Consider the following 16,076-nt stretch of genomic DNA (forward strand, 5'->3'; position numbering starts at 1 on the left):
GTGGAGGGCCCCGGTGAGGGAGACGCCGTGGCCGCCGGGCCGCCGGCGCCGCCCGGCCCGGGTTGCCCGTCGGAGCCGCAGCCGGCCAGGAGCACCGCACCCAGCACCACCGCACCCAGTGCCGCGGCGGAGGCGGCCGTGCGCGCGGGTCCCGCCGTCGCCCGTCCCGTCGTCGGCGTCGTCGTTCGGAACGCTCGCACACCCACCTCCGCGGGTCTCGGCCCGAACCCCGAGTATGGAGGCCCCGTCGCCCGTCCGAAAGCAGCAGGAGGCCGTCATCCGCCGCATCGCCCCCTGGCGCGTGCTCCCCCCGTTCGTGGCCCTGCTCCTCGGCCTCTGGGGCCTGCGGCGCGGCCCCGACGGCGGCAGCATGTGGCGCGACGAATCCGTCACGTGGCAGGTGGCCCACCGGCCCCTGACCGGGCTGTGGGAACTCCTCGGGCAGGTCGACGCCGTCCACGGCCTGCACTACCTGCTGATGCACGGGGTGTTCGCCCTGGGGGACGGCGGCCTGTGGGCGCTGCGGCTGCCCTCCGTCGCCGGCACGGCCCTCGCCGCCGCCGGAGTGGCCGCGGTGGCCCACCGGACGGTGGGGGAGCGGGCCGCGCTGTTGGCCGGAACCGCCTACGCCGTCCTGCCGCCCGTCCAGATGTACGCGCAGGAGGGCCGCTCGTACGCCCTCGTCGCGGCCGCCGTGATCTGGGCGACGTACCTGATGCTGCGCGGCCGCTGGACCGCCTACGCCCTGGTGCTGCTCCTCGGCTGCTGGCTGCACGAGTTCGCCGTCCTCGCGCTGCTCGCCCACGCCCCCGCGGCCCGGCATTCGCGCGGCTGGCGGTGGAGCGCCGCCGCGGTCGTCGCCGGGCTGCTGCCGCTCGCGGTGGTCAGCGCCCGGCAGGCGCAGCAGCAGCTGGGCTGGCTCGGCCGACCGTCCTGGCAGGACTGGGCGGTGTACGGGGTCCTGACGGCCGCCGTACTGCTGCTCGCGCGGAAGGCCCCGACAGGCGAACGGGACCTCGTACGGGTCGCCGTACCGCTCGCGCTGCTCCCGCCCGGACTCCTGATGGCCGTCTCGCTCGTCCACCCCTGGTACGTCGACCGGTACGTCCTCTACTCCCTGACCGGCCTCGCCCTGCTCGCCGGGGCGCGGCTCGCGCGGGCGCGGGGCGTGTGGCCGTGGCTGCTGGTGGCCGCGCTGGCCGTGCCGTTCGGGATGTGGTCGGCGTGGCTGCGGACCCCGGACAGCCGCAAGGACGACGTCCTCGCCGTGGCCGCCGCCGTCCGGGAACGGGCCCGGCCCGGGGACGCCGTCCTGTTCATGCCCTCCCGGCGGCGGGAGTGGCTGCTGTCGTCGCCCGACGCGTACGGGAGCCTGCGCGACGTGGCCCTCGACCGCACCCCGGCCCGGTCGCGGAGCCTCCAGGGCACCGAACGCACCCCGGACGCCATCCGCGCCGCGCTGGCCGCCTCCCCCCGGGTGATCGCCCTCCTCGACCCCGCCGGACAGCCCCTGGACCCCTACCCGCACGAAGTCGCCAAGCGCGAAGCCCTGGAGTCCTCCTTCACCCTGTGCTCGATGACCCCGGTGCGGGGGGCCCGCGTCGCGGTGTACGCCCGCCCCGGCGCATGCGGCTGACGCCCGCGGCGGGGAATGCGGTTGACGCCCGCCGCGGGGCGGCCGGCGCGGTCGGGGCCGGGACGGGCGGCTCCGGGACGGCGGACGCGTCCCGCCTCGACGGCCGCGGCGGAAAACCCCGCGACCCCGGGGGCGTCGGGGGCGAGGATGATCCGACAACGCCGCGCGGCGGGCTCCCGTCCCGCCGCCGCGCCCCGCCGAACCTCCGGAGTCGCCCGTGCCGCCGTCAGCGGAACCCACGCCCACCCCTCCCGCCGTCCGGACCGGGGTCGCGGACCTGCCCGGGCCCCTCGTCGGGGCCGCATGGGTCGCGGAGCGGCTCGGCGGGAACGGACCGGTGCTCCTCGACGCCTCCGTCGGGGCCCACCGGGGCGCGGAGCGCCGGATCCCGGGAGCGCGGCCCTTCGACCTCGACGGGGCCCTGTCCGACCACACCGCCGCCGCCCCGCACACACTGCCCGGCCCCGAGGAGTTCGCCGCGGCGATGCGCGACCTCGGGGTCGACGACACCGACACCGTCGTCGTCTACGACGGCGCCGGGATCTACTCCAGCGCCCGCGCCTGGTGGATGCTGCGCGCGATGGGCTTCGACCGGGTCGCCGTCCTGGACGGCGGCCTGCCCGCCTGGACGGCCGCCGGCCTGCCCGTCGAGGAGGCCCCGGCCGCATACGCGGGTCCGCCCGGCTCCTTCACCCCCCGGCCGCGCCCCGGGCTGGTGGTGGACGCCGACACCGTCGCGGCGGCCCTGACCGACCCGGCCGCGACCGTGCTCGACGCCCGCACCCGGGGACGGTTCGACGGCACCGCCCCGGAGCCGCGCGCGGGCCTGCGCGGCGGCCACATGCCGGGTGCGGTGAACCTCCCCTTCGGGGAACTCCAGGGGCCCGACGGGCTGATGCTGCCCGCGGCCGAACTCCGGGCCGCCTTCGCACCGCTGACCGGCGGTCGGGAGCGGCTGTACTTCAGCTGCGGATCCGGGGTCACGGCCTGCGTCCTCGCGCTCGGCGCCACGCTGGCCGGATACCGGGACCTGGCGGTGTACGACGGCTCGTGGAGCGAGTGGGGGGACCCGTCCGGCCGCCGACCGGTGGAAACCGGCGGCCCGTCGGCCGGCTGATCCGAGAACGCCTCCCGTGACCGCCACCCCCGGCCCCGGCGAAGGCGGAGCCCCCGCCGCCGGGGGATGGCCCCGGCTCCCCGCCGCCGGGGGATAACCCCACCCCCGGCCCGGGTACCGGCACCAGCGTGCCGGGAGCGCGGGGTCGACAGACTGGCCGCATGGCATCCGATACCGCATCAGCCCTGCTCGCCCGCAAGACGGTCGGCGCCACGGCGGCCGCCGTGCTCCTCCTCCTCGCCGGGTGCTCCGTCGACGGCATCGGGGACAGGAGCCACACGAGGACCGCCTCGGACGACGCCACCGTCACCGAGGCGGTCACGGCCGTCGAGGTCACGGACGGGCGGAGCGGCTCCGTCGAGGTGACGCCGGGCACCGGGCCGGGCGTCGTCGTCCACCGGACCGTGCACTACCGCGGGGACACCGCGCCCGCGCCCGGCCAGCGGGTGACCGCTGGGGTCCTCACCTTCACCACCGGGTGTTCGCAGAGCTGCTACGTCGACTACAAGTTGGAGGTCCCCGCCTCCGCGAAGGTCAAGGTCGGCAACAGCAGCGGCCGCATCACGGTGACGGGCGTCGCGGCCGCGGAGCTGACCTCGGATTCCGGGGACGTGCGGGCCGACCGGATCGCGGGCCCGCTGAAGGTCCGTACGTCCTCCGGCTCGATCAACGCCGCCGACCTGTCCGGCACGGAGGCCGACGTCCGCTCCGAATCCGGCGACGCCCGCCTGGGCTTCACGGTCGTACCGGTCTCGGTGAGCGCCGTCACCACCTCGGGCGACGTCACGCTGCGGGTCCCGCGGGCCCCGTACCAACTGTCCGGCTCCAGCACCTCCGGCGACCGCGAGATCACCCTGCCCCACGCCCCCGCCGCGCCCTCCCGGCTGCGCCTCGAAACGACATCGGGCGACATCGAGGCCTCCGCCCTGACCTGAGACCGCCACGAGGAGGCCGCGCCGACCCGGGCGCGGCCCACCGCGCTCCCACGGAACCCACCCGCCCGCGGGGCGCGGAGGCCGCCGCCCACCTGGGGCGACGGCCTCCGCGCCGGCTGACGGGCAACCGGCCGCGCGGGCTGACGGGCAACCGGGTTCAGCAGGCGACCAGGCCCGTGAAGCGGTAGGCGGAGGCGAACGGCATGGACCGCTGGAAGATCGCCTCCTGGCCGGGCTGGATCTCGTAACAGTCGGGCGCCGGATTCATCGTGCTGGTCCACGTCGGGGTGACCCGCTGCGTGGTCGTGCAGTTGTTGGTCATCCAGACGGTCACGACCCGCATGAGGATGGCCGTGCCCGTTCCCTTGACGCAGCTCGGAGCCGGGGTGGCCGCCGCGGAAGCCGGAGCCGCGGTGACCGGCGTGGCCGCGTTCGCCTGACCGGCACCGAGCAGGGCCGCACCCACGAGCGTCGCCGCGGCGATACCTGAAGCCAATGTGCGCATGTTCGCATCCCATCTGTTGAGGAGGGGCGATCGCCCCGATCCACCGTCACGGCGGGGTGCGTTCCGGCTCCACGCTGCATCAGGAACTTCGAACCCCGGACGGCCGTTCGCCCCCGGCGAACGCGTGTTGGGGAACATCGGGGGACTCACGTGCATTGAGTCGGCATAGCTCAAGTTCACTGCCGGAGGGAAGATCATGGCTTCGACGTCCGTACCGCTCACCCTGCCCGTGCTGCCGCTGGACGACGAGGTCGTGCTGCCCGGGATGGTCGTTCCGCTGGACCTGTCCGACGCCGAGGTGCGCGCCGCCGTGGAGGCCGCGCAGGCCGCCGCCGGCACCGCGGCCGGGGCCGCGAAGCCCCGGGTCCTGCTGGTCCCGAGGGTCGACGGGACGTACGCGGGCACCGGCGTGCTCGGCACAGTCGAGCAGGTCGGCCGGCTCTCCGACGGCGACCCCGGCGCCCTGATCCGCGGCCGCGGCCGCGTCCGCATCGGCGCCGGGACCACCGGGCCGGGCGCCGCCCTCTGGGTGGAGGGCGAGAGCGTCGACGAGCAGGAGCCCGACCCGCTGCCCGGCGCCGTCGCCGAGCTGGTCACCGAGTACAAGGCGCTCGCCACCAGCTGGCTCAAGAAGCGCGGCGCCTGGCAGGTCGTCGACCGGGTCCAGCAGATCGAGGGCGTATCCGCGCTCGCCGACAACTCCGGCTACTCGCCGTTCCTGACCGTGGCCCAGAAGGTGGAGCTGCTGGAGACCGCCGACCCCGTCGCCCGGCTCCGCCTCGCCGTCCGGTGGCTCAGCGACCACCTCGCCGAACAGGACGTCGCCGAGTCCATCGCCAAGGACGTCCAGGACGGCGTCGACAAGCAACAGCGCGAGTTCCTCCTGCGCCGCCAGCTGGACGCGGTCCGCAAGGAGCTCCGCGAACTCAACGGAGAGAAGGACGGCGAGGAGTCCGACGACTACCGCGCCCGCGTCGAGGCCGCCGACCTGCCCGAGAAGGTCCGCGAAGCCGCGCTCAAGGAGGTCGAGAAGCTCGAACGGTCCAGCGACCAGAGCCCGGAGGGCTCCTGGATCCGGACCTGGCTCGACACCGTCCTCGAACTGCCCTGGAACGAACGGACCGAGGACCGGTACGACATCCGCGGCGCCCGCGCGGTGCTCGACGCCGAGCACGCCGGACTGAGCGACGTGAAGGACCGCATCACCGAGTACCTCGCCGTGCGCAAGCGCCGCGGCGAGCGCGGCATGGGCGTCATCGGCGGCCGCCGCGGCGGGGCCGTACTGGCCCTCGTGGGCCCGCCCGGCGTCGGAAAGACCTCGCTCGGCCAGAGCGTCGCCCACGCCATGGGCCGCGAGTTCGTCCGCGTCGCCCTCGGCGGCGTACGGGACGAGGCCGAGATCCGCGGCCACCGGCGCACCTACGTCGGCGCGCTGCCCGGCCGGATCGTCCGGGCCATCAAGGAGGCCGGGTCCATGAACCCGGTCGTCCTCCTCGACGAGATCGACAAGGTCGGCTCCGACTTCCGCGGGGACCCGGCCGCGGCCCTCCTCGAAGTCCTCGACCCGGCCCAGAACCACACCTTCCGCGACCACTACCTCGAAGTCGAACTGGACCTGAGCGACGTGGTCTTCCTGGCCACCGCCAACGTCCTGGAGAACATCCCCGAGGCCCTGGCCGACCGGATGGAACTCGTCCGCCTCGACGGGTACACCGAGGACGAGAAGGTCGTCATCGCCCGCGACCACCTCCTGCCCCGACAGCTGGAGCGGGCCGGCCTCGGCGCCGACGAGGTCGTCATGGAGGACGCGGCCCTGCGCAAGCTCGCCGGCGAGTACACCCGCGAGGCCGGCGTGCGCACCCTGGAACGGTCGCTCGCCCGGCTGCTGCGCAAGGTGGCGTCCCAGAACGAACTGGGGGAGCGGGAACTGCCGCTCACCCTCGGACCCGACGACCTGCGGGCGCTCATCGGACGGCCGCACCACGTCCCCGAGTCCGCGCAGGACCCCGCCGAGCGGCGCACCGCCGTGCCCGGCGTGGCCACCGGCCTCGCCGTGACCGGAGCCGGCGGGGACGTGCTGTTCGTGGAGGCCTCGCTCGCCGACCCCGAGACCGGGGCCGCCGGGCTCACCCTCACCGGCCAGCTCGGCGACGTCATGAAGGAGTCGGCGCAGATCGCCCTCAGCTTCCTGCGCTCGCACGGCGCCGAACTGGAGCTCCCCGTCGCCGACCTGAAGGACCGGGGCGTCCACATCCACTTCCCGGCGGGCGCGGTCCCCAAGGACGGCCCCAGCGCCGGCATCACCATGACGACGGCCCTCGCCTCGCTGCTCTCCGGCCGACAGGTCCGCACCGACGTGGCGATGACCGGCGAGGTCTCCCTGACCGGACGGGTCCTCCCGATCGGCGGGGTCAAGCAGAAGCTGCTGGCCGCGCACCGGGCCGGACTGACCACGGTGATCATCCCGAAGCGGAACGAGGCCGACCTGGACGACGTCCCGGCGGAGGTGCTGGAGGGGCTGGAGGTGCACCCGGTGACGGACGTACGCCAGGTCCTGGAACTGGCCCTCGCCCCCGCCGAGGTCTCCCTCACCAGGGCCGCCTGACCGACCGCGCGACCCACCCCCGACCGGCCGCTCGAACGACGGCCCGGGAACCGCTCCGGCGGGCCCCGGGCCCTCGCGGCGTCCGCTGCGAAATACTGGGGCCCGCACAGCGGATCTCGAACAAAGATGTCAGCCGAAGATGTCAGCCGGAGACGTCAGCCGAAGATGTCAGTCGAAGACGTCGGCGACAGACATGCCGAACACACCACCGAACAGGAGCGGACGTGCACGGAAGTGAGGACCAGGAGTTCCTCGCCCTGGAGCGGGAGCTGTCCGTCTTCCTCCGGCGCGCCCGGGCCTCCTCCGGGGAGATGGCCCGCGCCCTCCACCCGGAGCTGGAGCCCGCTGCCTACGGACTCCTCGTCCGGCTGGAGGCGGCGGGCCGGCAGCGGGCCACCGAACTCGCCGCCTACTTCGGGGTCGGCAAGGCCACCATGAGCCGCCAGCTGCGGGCCCTGGAGGTACTGGGCCTGGTCGCCCGGGAGCCGGACCCCGCCGATGGCCGCGCCTTCCTCGTCGGCCTCACCGAGGAGGGCCGGGACCGCTTCCTGCGGGTCCGCGGCGCCCGCCGCGAGCAGTACATGCGCAAGCTGGCGGACTGGGACCGGGGCGAGGTGGCGGAGCTGGCCAGACTCCTGCGCCAGCTGAACTCCGGCGAGGAGTGAGGCAGCCCCCGGCCCCAGGCCGGCCCCGCTCCCCGGCCGACCCCGGCCCGGCGCCCCCGCCCCTCCCGCCGCTACAGCTCCGCGTAGGCCGCCGAGGCGTCGTCGTGCCGCTTGTACCGGGCCGCCGGGCGCAGCGGGTCGGACTCGACCGCCCGCACCCGCCCGATCAGCCCCTCGGCGCCCTCCTTGCGCAGCACGTCCAGGCAGGCCGCCCAGTCGCCCTCCCCGAACGTGTCGGTCCAGCGGCTCGCCCCGTCCGTGAGCGCGGCCACCGCCACGACCTCCTCGCGCGGGGTGCGCCCGGTGACGGCCCGGTCCGCGACCGCCGGGTCCGCGGCCGCCGTCCAGAAGCCGCCCTCGGCGTTGCGCAGCGCGTCCGTCGCCGCGACCGACCGCAGGACCTCGCCCGGGATCCGGTCCAGCCGGTCGTCGAGCACCGCCGAGACCCGGCCGTCGGCCCCGCGGAGCAGGAGCACCGAGTCCGACAGCACGAGGTGCTCCACGCAGGACCCGTCCCAGCGGACCATCACGACCGTCGCCTGGGGCGTCCGTACGTGAGAAAGGTCACAGGTGTCCCGGTGGGCGTCGGCGGTGTCGCCGATGGCCAGCGCCAAAATCCGGTCCAGGGGCATGTCCCGCCGCGATCCGGACAGTTCGGTCAATCGGCCGCCGAGTCGGGCCGAGAACCACGGCACGCCGTGCACGCACCCGTCGCCGCCGCGCGGCGGGGTGACCCCGTCCAGGACCACCAGGACGCCACCGCCCGAAGAGGGTGCCGAGGCCGACAGCCAGTCCTCATTGGGGCGTTCCGGGTTGCCGGGGGCCGTGGCGAGGTCGATGCGCATGGGGGCATTCTGCCCGCCGACGGCCCTCCCGAACGGGAAGGTCCATACCAATCGGGGGGAGGGGTGGCGCGCCCGGGAGGGCCCGCCCCCCGGTGCCCCGCCGCGATGTGGGCGGGCATACTGCCAAAGCCCGGCTCGATCTTTCAACCACCCGTCCACGAGCGGCCCCTGACACGGGGTGCCCGAGTTGGTCGGCCACTCCTCCGTGATGTTCACTCCTTCGAGTGGCCGGGTGGGCGATGTGCGGCTCTCTTCGCATCACACTGCAAAGGTCTGAGGCGGTACGAGGGGGCAGGGGGCGTTTACTTGTTGACCGGCCGTTACCTCGGCCACACGAGTAGACGAGCACGAGCACACGTACAGGATTGCGAGCACCGGTGCAGAAGAAGCGGTCTCGGAAGAACGGCACCGCCAGCGCCGACGGACCCGCCAAGGCAGGACGGCGCGTACGCGTCCGCCGCAGGCTGGTCATCGGTGTGGCAGTCGCCGGACTCACCGTCCTCGCGGCCGGCGCACCCGCCGTCGTCTCCGCCACGAGGGAACTGAACGACTCACAACGCCTGGTCACCCTCGCGGAGCAGACGCGGCACACCCTCACCCTCACCCACCTCCTCGGCGACGAGCGCGACGCCGTCGTCGAGTACGTGGCCAAGGGCCGGCCCGGCGCCGCCAAGGGCCCCGTCGGCGAGCGCACCGCCCGCACCGACCGGCAACTCGCCGAGGTCAAGGCCGAAGCCGACGAGGAACTCGCGCGGGCCCTCGGCAAGGTCCAGGCCGTCCGCACCGAGGCCGTCGACGGCAAGGGCACCGCCCTCGCCGCCCACCAGGCCTACGCCGGCGTCCTCGCCGAACTCTTCGCCCCCGGCGACCGGCTCGTCGAGCTCACCCCGCCGCGCGCCGAGGACGCCCTCGCCACCACGCGCCCCCTCGTCCCCCTCGGCCGAGCCGTGGAACAGGCCTCGGCGACCCGCGGACTGCTGCTCGCCGCGCTGGCCGTCCCCCGCGGCGAGCAGCCCCCCAACGCGGCGGTCGTCGACGAACTCACCACCGCCTCGCAGCGCTCCCGCGTCCGCGAACAGGCCGCCCTCGACGACTTCGCGCGCACGGCCCGGCCCGACGTGCGGGAGACCCTCGCCGTCACCGTCACCGGCCCCGAGGTCAAGACCGCCGACGACTACCTCAAGCGGCTCACCGACCGGCCCACGCTGACCCCCGCCGACCGCAAGGTCGACGCCGGCGCCGTCGGCACCGCCCTCACCGCCCGCATCGACCGCATGCGGTCCGTGGAATCCACCCTCGCCGGGAACCGGGCCACCGCCCTCGCCACCCAGCGCGACGACGACGTGACCCGCCTGGAACTCGTCGTCGCCGTACTCGGCGTGCTGTTCCTGTTCGTCATCGGCTTCTCCACCGCCGTCGCCCGCTCCCTCACCCGGCCGCTGTCCGTACTGCGCCGCGGTGCGGAACGGCTGTCGACCGCGGAGGGCTCCGTCGAGCCGGTGCGCTTCACCGGCCGCAACGACGAGTTCGCCGAAGTCGTCCGCCACCTGAACTCCGTGCGCGACCAGACGGTCGCCCTCCACACCCGGATCGCCGGACTCGACGCCGACCGACGGCGCCTCATCGGCCGCAACGAGGCCCTCGCCTCGGGCCGCGAGGCGCTGGAGAAGGAACTCGCCGAGCTGCGCGCCGGCCTCGAAGAGCACCGCCGCATCATGTCGACCACCTCGGTCTCCCTGTCGCTGCGGACCCTGGGCCTCGTCGAGCGGCAGCTCGCCGTGATCGAGGAACTGGAGTCCAAGGAGGGCGACCCGGACCGGCTCGCCACCCTCTTCAAGCTGGACCACCTGGCGACGGTGATGCGCCGCCACAACGAGAACCTGCTGGTCCTGGCCGGGCAGGAACACGGCCACGGCCAGAGCGTGCCCGTACCGCTCGTCGACGTCATGCGGGCGGCCGTCAGCGAGATCGAACGCTACGAACGCGTCGAGCTGGCCGCCCTCCCCTCGTACACACAGGTCGCCGGGCACGCCGCGGACGACATCTCGCACGTCCTCGCCGAACTCCTGGAGAACGCGACGACGTTCTCGCCCCCGGACGCCAAGGTGAAGGTCTCCGGCCGACTCCAGGACTCCGGCGAGGTGGTCCTGTCCGTCGTGGACTCCGGCATCGGGGTCACCGAGGACCGGCTGGAATCCCTCAACGCCCGACTGGCCAGCCCCGAGGCCTACGACGAGGAACCGGAAGCCGAACACGGCCTCGGCCTCGGCCTGTACGTCGCCGGCCGGCTCGCCGCCCGCCACGGCGTGACGGCCGAGCTGCGCGCCGCGCGGCACGGCGGCACCGAGGCGCTGGTCGTCGTCCCCGCGACGCTGCTCCCCGCCGGCGCGCCGGCCACCGCCGTCCACACCCTGGCCGAGCCGGGCCTGCCCGCGTTCCAACTGCCCGGTGTGGTCGCCGAGGCCAACGAGAACACCCTGCCGCCCCGGCTGCGGCCCCAGCACGACACCGCGGAGACCGCCGAGCCGGCCCAGCTGACGGAGCCCGACCCGGCCGCCGTCCCCGACCCCGACCCGGCCACCGCCGTGGAGGCGCCGGCGCGGGTGGTCCCGCTGGCGGAGGCCTTCGACACCGGGGCCGTCGACACCGGGACTTCCGACGACGAGGCTTCCGACGACGAGGCTTTCGGCAACGAGGCCTTCGACTCCGACACGGACACCGACACCGACGCCTTCGGCATCGGGGCCACGGACGCCGAGCCGGAGCCGGTCTCCCCCGACGAGGAACTCCTCGCCCGGATCGTGCCCGACGCCGACAGCGTCGAGGGCTTCGACAGCCTTGACGGCTTCGAGGGATCCAAGGGCTTCGACTCCGGGGAACTTCCCCCGGCCGAGCAGGTCTTCACCGCCTCCGCCCCGGTTCCGGACCCGGTGCCCGCGCCGATCGAGCCCGCCGAGGAGGACACCCCCGTACGGGTGGTCCCGCTCGCCGAGGCCTTCGACACCGACGAGCCCGCGCAGACGCCCCCCGCCGAGCAGGTCTTCACGGTGCCCGCCCCGGCAGCGGAGGCGTCGGACACCGCCGGAGCCGGCGAGGAACTCCTCGCGCGCGTCGTCGCCGACGCCGACGCGGACGCCTTCACGGTGGCGGACCCCGAGCCGGAGGGCCCCGGTCCGGACGCCGACGCCGCCGCGCGGGTCTCCGTACAGGACGAAGGACTGTCGCTCCTCGCGCAGCCCTACTCCGTCCCCGCCCCCGACGCCGAACAGGGCGCGCACCACAGGGCCGACGCCGACGACCACTTCGTCCCCCGCCAGGGCAGCCACCCCGGACACGAGGCCGAGACCGCCCCCCGGCGCCCCGTGACCGAGGCCGTCACCGACAAGGGACTCCCCAAGCGCACCCCGCGCGCCTCCGCGGGCCCGGCACGCCCCGCCGAACCCCCCGCCGAGCCGCGCCGGGTGGACGCCGAGGAACTGCGCCGCCGCCTCGGCGGCTTCTACCAGGGCGCCCAGGACGGGCGGCGCGTCGTCGCCGCCGAGCTCGCGCAGGACCGGTATCAGGACCAATATCAGGACCAGGACGGTACGCAGGACCGGGGGCAGGGTCACACCGACCAGGGGGACACCGCACAGGAGGCACGCACATGACCGCGCCCAGTACGTACGGACTGAGCACCCAGGCCCGCAACCTGCAGTGGCTGCTGACCGACCTGGTCGAGGAGGTGCCCGGCGTCAACTCCGTCGCCGTCGTGTCCTCCGACGGCCTCCTCCTGCTCTCCTCCGAGCCAGGCACGGACGCCCCGCAGGACCGCCCCAAGGGCCCCCGCGGCGCCTCGGCCGACCTCGCCACCATCGTCTCCGGACTCGGCAGCCTCACCACCGGCGCCGCGGCGCTCATGGAGTTCGGCACCGTCAAGCAGACGATGGTGGCCATGGAGAACGGCTCCGTCTTCGTCATGGCCATCAGCGACGGCTCCCTGCTGGGCGTGCACGCCACGCCCGACTGCGACATGAGCGTCGTCGCCTACCACATGGCCCTGTTCGTCGGCCGCGCCGGCCACGTCCTGACCCCCGAAGTCCGCAGTGAGCTGCGCCAGTCGATGGAGAAGACCCCGTGAGGAGTACGGCCTCCGACCGACTGCCGATACGCGGCGCAGACCGCCGCCCCGCCCGCGTCCGCCCGTACTCCCTCACGGGCGGTCGCACCCGCTTCACACAGGTCCTGCTCGTGGAGACCTTCGTCGCCGCCCTGGACACCGGCACGGCCGCGACGAACGACCGCACGCCCGAGATGCGCGCCATCGTCGAGGTGTGCCGACGCATGCGCACCATCGCCGAGATATCGGCCCTGCTCAAGCTCCCGCTCGGCGTCGTCCGCGTCCTGGTCAGCGACCTCGCCGACCAAGGACGCATACGCGTCTACGGCACGGGGCACGGCACCGGCCGCCCCGAACGCGCACTGCTCGAAAGGGTGCTCAGTGGTCTTCGCCGTCTCTGACCCGGCCGCCCTCGTGGACGACGAGCCCGCCCAGCCCTGGCAGTACGACCGCTCGCGCGCGCCCGTCGCCGTGAAGGTGCTCGTCGCCGGCGGCTTCGGCGTCGGCAAGACGACCTTCGTGTCCTCCCTCTCCGAGATCACCCCGCTGCGCACCGAAGCGGTCATGACCCAGGCGGGCGTCCCCACCGACGACCTCAGCGGCACCCCGGACAAGCGCACCACGACCGTCGCCATGGACTTCGGCCGCGTCACCCTCGCCGACGACCTCGTGCTGTACGTGTACGGGACGCCGGGTCAGGAGCGGTTCTGGTTCATGTGGGACGACCTGGTGCGCGGCGCCATCGGCGGCCTCGTGCTGGCCGACACGCGCCGACTGCGCGACTGCTTCCCCGCCCTCGACTACTTCGAGAGCTGCGGCCTGCCGTACGCCGTCGCCGTCAACCACTTCGAGGGCTCCCACGCGTACGAGCCGGAGGACGTGCGCGAGGCGCTCTCGATCCCGCCCGGCGTCCCCGTCGTGGTCATGGACGCGCGTCGCCGCGACTCGGTCGTCGAATCCCTGCTGACCCTGGTGGGCCACGCATTGGACGAGACACCCGAATAGGGCCGTCCGCCGGGTCCGTCCCGTTGGCGCCGTCCCCGTACCGTCCCCGGGGCCCGTCCCCGTACCGTCCTTGGGTACTGCCCCCGTACCGTCCTTGGGTACTGCCCCCGGGTCCCGTACCCACAGCCCGAAGTGAGAAGTGAGATGCGCAAGATACTTGTCGTAGGAGCCGGTCAGTCCGGCCTCCAGCTCGCCCTCGGCCTCCAGGCGAAGGACTACGAGGTCACCCTCATGTCCAACCGGACCGCGGACGAGATCCGCACCGGACGGGTCATGTCCACGCAGTGCATGTTCGACACCGCGCTGCAGCACGAGCGGGACCTCGGGATCAACTTCTGGGAGCAGCAGGCCCCGAAGATCCGGGGCCTCGGCGTGTCGGTCGCCGCCCCCGACGGCACCCGCCCCATCGACTGGCTCGGCCGCCTCAAGGGCCACGCGCAGTCCGTCGACCAGCGCGTGAAGATGGCCGGCTGGCTCGACACCTTCACCCAGCGCGGCGGTCAGCTCGTCATCCACGGGGCTTCCGTCGCCGACCTCGACTACTTCTCCCGTACGTACGACCTCGTCCTGGTCGCCGCGGGCAAGGGCGAACTCGTCTCGATGTTCGGACGGGACGCGGCACGTTCCCCCTACGACGCCCCGCAGCGCGCCCTCGCCGTCTCCTACGTGCACGGACTCGACCCGCGCCCCGAGCACCCGGACACCGAAGCGGTCCGCTGCAACCTGGTCCCCGGCGTCGGTGAACTCTTCGTCATGCCGACCCTCACCACCTCGGGCCGCGCCGACATCCTCTTCTGGGAGGGCCTCCCCGGCGGCCCGCTCGACGTCTTCAAGGGCGTCAACGACCCCTCGGAGCACCTCGCGCTGACGCTGGAGCTCATGAAGACCTACACGCCCTGGGAGCACGCCCGGGCGACCAAGGTCGAACTGACCGACGCCGGCGGCACCCTCGCCGGCCGGTACCCCCCGGTCGTCCGCAACCCGATCGGCCGGCTCCCCGGCGGCGGCGTCGTCCTCGGCGTCGCGGACGTGGTCGTCGCCAACGACCCGATCACCGGACAGGGCTCGAACTCCGCCGCCAAGTGCGCCGCCTCGTACCTCTCCTCGATCCTCATGCACGGGGACAACCCGTTCGACGAGGCATGGATGAAGGCGACCTTCGACAAGTACTGGTTCACCACCGGCAAGCCCGTGACCCAGTGGACGAACGCCATGCTGGGCGTCCCCCCGGAGCACGTGCTGAACCTGATCGGAGCGGCCGGACAGCTCCAGCCGGTGGCCGACCGCTTCGCCAACGGCTTCGACAACCCGGCCGACTTCGACAACTACTTCTACGACCCCGAGGACGCGGCCGACTACCTCGCCGAGGTCACCGCCGCTTCCGGCTCCGGTGCCGGCTCCGGCTCTGCATTCGGAGCCTCCTCGGCCGAGTAACCGGAATCGTCCCCCGCCGTCGCGGCCTCCGGCAGCGGCGGCGGGGTGAACTCCGCCAGCGGAGTCCCCTCCGGATCCGGCCGGACCGCCCCCAGCAGGGGGTTCGCCGCGATCGGCGACACCTTCACCGAGGCCCCCGGACGCGGTGCCTGGATCACCTTGCCGTCCCCGATGTACAGCGCGACGTGCGTGGCCTTCGGGAAGTACACCACCAGATCCCCCGGACGCAGCCGGTCCAGCGGCACCTTCGGCAGCCGCGCCCACTGCTCCTGACTGGTCCGGGGGATCGACCGCCCGGCATGCGCCCAGGCCTTCGACGTCAGCCCGGAACAGTCGAACGATCCCGGCCCCTCGGCGCCCCACACGTACGGCTTGCCGATCTGCGCCGTCGCGAACCCCAGGGCGGCGCCACCCGCCGCCGTCGGCGTGCCCGTACGGGCGGGCAGCCGGCCCGAACCGAGCAGATCCCGCTGCGCCCCCGCCGTCACCGCCTCCTCGCGTTCCCCCAGGCGGGCCAACTCCTCGGGCGTGAGCGCCGCCAGCAGCCGCTCGACCTCCTTGAGCCGCGCCGCGACGTCCTCCCGGTGCCGCTTCTGCTCCTCGGCCAGTACCCGCTGCGCCTCCAACGCCTTGCGCGCCCCGGCGGCCAGGACACCCGCCTGTTTCTCACCCCGCTCCAGCCGCGCCACGACCCCGGCCCGCCGGGCCCCCTCACGGGCGGTCAGCCGCCGCTGGTCGACGGCCTGCTGGGGGTCACCGGAGAGCAGCAGCCGCAGGTACGGGGAGAACTCCCGCGAGCCCTGGTACTGCTCCCGGGCCAGCCGCCCGGCCGCCGCCTTCTCGGCACCGAGCGCGGACCGGGTCCGCCCCAACTCGGCTCCGAGACGCCGCTCGTCGTCCTGCCGCGCCTTGAGGGCGACCTCGGCGGCGTTGTAGGCCTCGCTGGCCTCCTCGGCCTTCTGGTAGAGACCCTGAAGCCGCACGAGCAACTCCCCGACGGGCTCGGCCTGCGCATGGGGCGGGGACCCCACGACGACCAACACCGCCGCGATACACCCAAGACGAACCAGTCGTTTTGTCACAAAATCACCTCCGACCCCTGGATGCTGCCACGCCCGGTATGACGAATCCCCCAGCCGATCCGGCCGAGTCCCGCCCTCCATCCGTTTGGGGGGTGGGGGAGTGGGGCGGGTGGGGTCGGGGTCGGGGGTGGGGGTGGTCGGGGGTGGG

General features: G+C 74.1%; 13 protein-coding genes and 1 pseudogene. 10 read left to right on the plus strand and 4 right to left on the minus strand.

Annotation, left to right across the window (positions count from 1 at the left end; translation table 11 throughout):
• Positions 1-200, minus strand: a pseudogene (locus NOD94_RS19050) (DUF4232 domain-containing protein); the annotation flags it as partial.
• A gap of 35 nt (positions 201-235) precedes the next feature.
• Between NOD94_RS19050 and NOD94_RS19055 the strand changes: the two are divergent.
• The 3 genes from NOD94_RS19055 to NOD94_RS19065 all read left to right on the plus strand — a co-directional run bounded on the left by NOD94_RS19055 (position 236) and on the right by NOD94_RS19065 (position 3,688).
• The gene (locus tag NOD94_RS19055; protein ID WP_281207182.1) at positions 236-1,636 is read left to right on the plus strand and encodes a glycosyltransferase family 39 protein; all 1,401 of its coding nucleotides are present in this window, start codon (positions 236-238) and stop codon (positions 1,634-1,636) included.
• 277 nt (positions 1,637-1,913) lie between these two features.
• Entirely contained in the window at positions 1,914-2,753 is an 840-nt protein-coding gene (locus NOD94_RS19060) for a sulfurtransferase (RefSeq protein WP_281207221.1), read from the plus strand.
• A gap of 161 nt (positions 2,754-2,914) precedes the next feature.
• Positions 2,915-3,688, plus strand: a complete 774-nt coding sequence (locus NOD94_RS19065) for a DUF4097 family beta strand repeat-containing protein (RefSeq protein WP_281207183.1) — start codon at positions 2,915-2,917, stop codon at positions 3,686-3,688.
• 157 nt (positions 3,689-3,845) lie between these two features.
• On the opposite strand, the gene NOD94_RS19070 is transcribed toward NOD94_RS19065, so the two are convergent.
• The gene (locus NOD94_RS19070; protein ID WP_281207184.1) at positions 3,846-4,193 is read right to left on the minus strand and encodes a hypothetical protein; all 348 of its coding nucleotides are present in this window, start codon (positions 4,191-4,193) and stop codon (positions 3,846-3,848) included.
• Positions 4,194-4,389: 196 nt separating this feature from the next.
• On the opposite strand from NOD94_RS19070, the gene lon reads away from it, so the two are divergent.
• Both lon and NOD94_RS19080 read left to right on the plus strand, forming a co-directional pair.
• Entirely contained in the window at positions 4,390-6,798 is a 2,409-nt protein-coding gene (gene lon, locus NOD94_RS19075; protein WP_281207185.1) for an endopeptidase La, read from the plus strand.
• A 224-nt stretch (positions 6,799-7,022) separates the two neighbouring features.
• Complete coding sequence (locus NOD94_RS19080; protein ID WP_281207186.1) at positions 7,023-7,463, plus strand: MarR family transcriptional regulator; 441 nt, start codon at positions 7,023-7,025, stop codon at positions 7,461-7,463.
• Between the two features lie 71 nt (positions 7,464-7,534).
• On the opposite strand, the gene NOD94_RS19085 is transcribed toward NOD94_RS19080, so the two are convergent.
• Positions 7,535-8,308, minus strand: coding sequence for a protein phosphatase 2C domain-containing protein (locus NOD94_RS19085; protein ID WP_281207187.1), 774 nt, complete (start codon positions 8,306-8,308; stop codon positions 7,535-7,537).
• Between the two features lie 377 nt (positions 8,309-8,685).
• On the opposite strand from NOD94_RS19085, the gene NOD94_RS19090 reads away from it, so the two are divergent.
• The 5 genes from NOD94_RS19090 to NOD94_RS19110 all read left to right on the plus strand — a co-directional run bounded on the left by NOD94_RS19090 (position 8,686) and on the right by NOD94_RS19110 (position 14,846).
• Positions 8,686-11,958: a nitrate- and nitrite sensing domain-containing protein gene (locus NOD94_RS19090; RefSeq protein ID WP_281207188.1), complete on the plus strand. Its 3,273-nt coding sequence runs from the start codon at positions 8,686-8,688 to the stop codon at positions 11,956-11,958.
• On the plus strand, positions 11,955-12,428 hold the full coding sequence (locus NOD94_RS19095) for a roadblock/LC7 domain-containing protein (protein ID WP_281207189.1): 474 nt from the start codon (positions 11,955-11,957) through the stop codon (positions 12,426-12,428). The genes NOD94_RS19090 and NOD94_RS19095 overlap by 4 nt, the downstream gene beginning before the upstream one ends.
• A complete protein-coding gene (locus NOD94_RS19100) occupies positions 12,425-12,808 on the plus strand; it encodes a DUF742 domain-containing protein (protein ID WP_281207190.1) in 384 nt (127 codons plus the stop codon). Before NOD94_RS19095 ends, NOD94_RS19100 begins: the two co-directional genes overlap by 4 nt.
• Positions 12,789-13,412: an ATP/GTP-binding protein gene (locus tag NOD94_RS19105; protein ID WP_281207191.1), complete on the plus strand. Its 624-nt coding sequence runs from the start codon at positions 12,789-12,791 to the stop codon at positions 13,410-13,412. The genes NOD94_RS19100 and NOD94_RS19105 overlap by 20 nt, the downstream gene beginning before the upstream one ends.
• A 144-nt stretch (positions 13,413-13,556) precedes the next feature.
• A complete protein-coding gene (locus tag NOD94_RS19110) occupies positions 13,557-14,846 on the plus strand; it encodes a styrene monooxygenase/indole monooxygenase family protein (protein ID WP_281207192.1) in 1,290 nt (429 codons plus the stop codon).
• On the opposite strand, the gene NOD94_RS19115 is transcribed toward NOD94_RS19110, so the two are convergent.
• Complete coding sequence (locus tag NOD94_RS19115) at positions 14,768-15,829, minus strand: NlpC/P60 family protein (RefSeq protein ID WP_348652343.1); 1,062 nt, start codon at positions 15,827-15,829, stop codon at positions 14,768-14,770. The genes NOD94_RS19110 and NOD94_RS19115 overlap by 79 nt on opposite strands.
• Positions 15,830-16,076 lie beyond the last annotated feature (247 nt).

It is taken from the genome of Streptomyces sp. Isolate_45, from assembly GCF_024721315.2.
Classification (GTDB): domain Bacteria; phylum Actinomycetota; class Actinomycetes; order Streptomycetales; family Streptomycetaceae; genus Streptomyces.

Excerpts from the sequence above, each read along its gene's own strand:
- NOD94_RS19070 (WP_281207184.1), bottom strand. The coding sequence starts at position 4,193 with ATGCGCACATTGGCTTCAGGTATCGCCGCGGCGACGCTCGTGGGTGCG.
- NOD94_RS19065 (WP_281207183.1), top strand. The coding sequence starts at position 2,915 with ATGGCATCCGATACCGCATCAGCCCTGCTCGCCCGCAAGACGGTCGGC.
- lon (WP_281207185.1), top strand. The coding sequence starts at position 4,390 with ATGGCTTCGACGTCCGTACCGCTCACCCTGCCCGTGCTGCCGCTGGAC.
- NOD94_RS19055 (WP_281207182.1), top strand. The coding sequence starts at position 236 with ATGGAGGCCCCGTCGCCCGTCCGAAAGCAGCAGGAGGCCGTCATCCGC.
- NOD94_RS19110 (WP_281207192.1), top strand. The coding sequence starts at position 13,557 with ATGCGCAAGATACTTGTCGTAGGAGCCGGTCAGTCCGGCCTCCAGCTC.
- NOD94_RS19095 (WP_281207189.1), top strand. The coding sequence starts at position 11,955 with ATGACCGCGCCCAGTACGTACGGACTGAGCACCCAGGCCCGCAACCTG.
- NOD94_RS19085 (WP_281207187.1), bottom strand. The coding sequence starts at position 8,308 with ATGCGCATCGACCTCGCCACGGCCCCCGGCAACCCGGAACGCCCCAAT.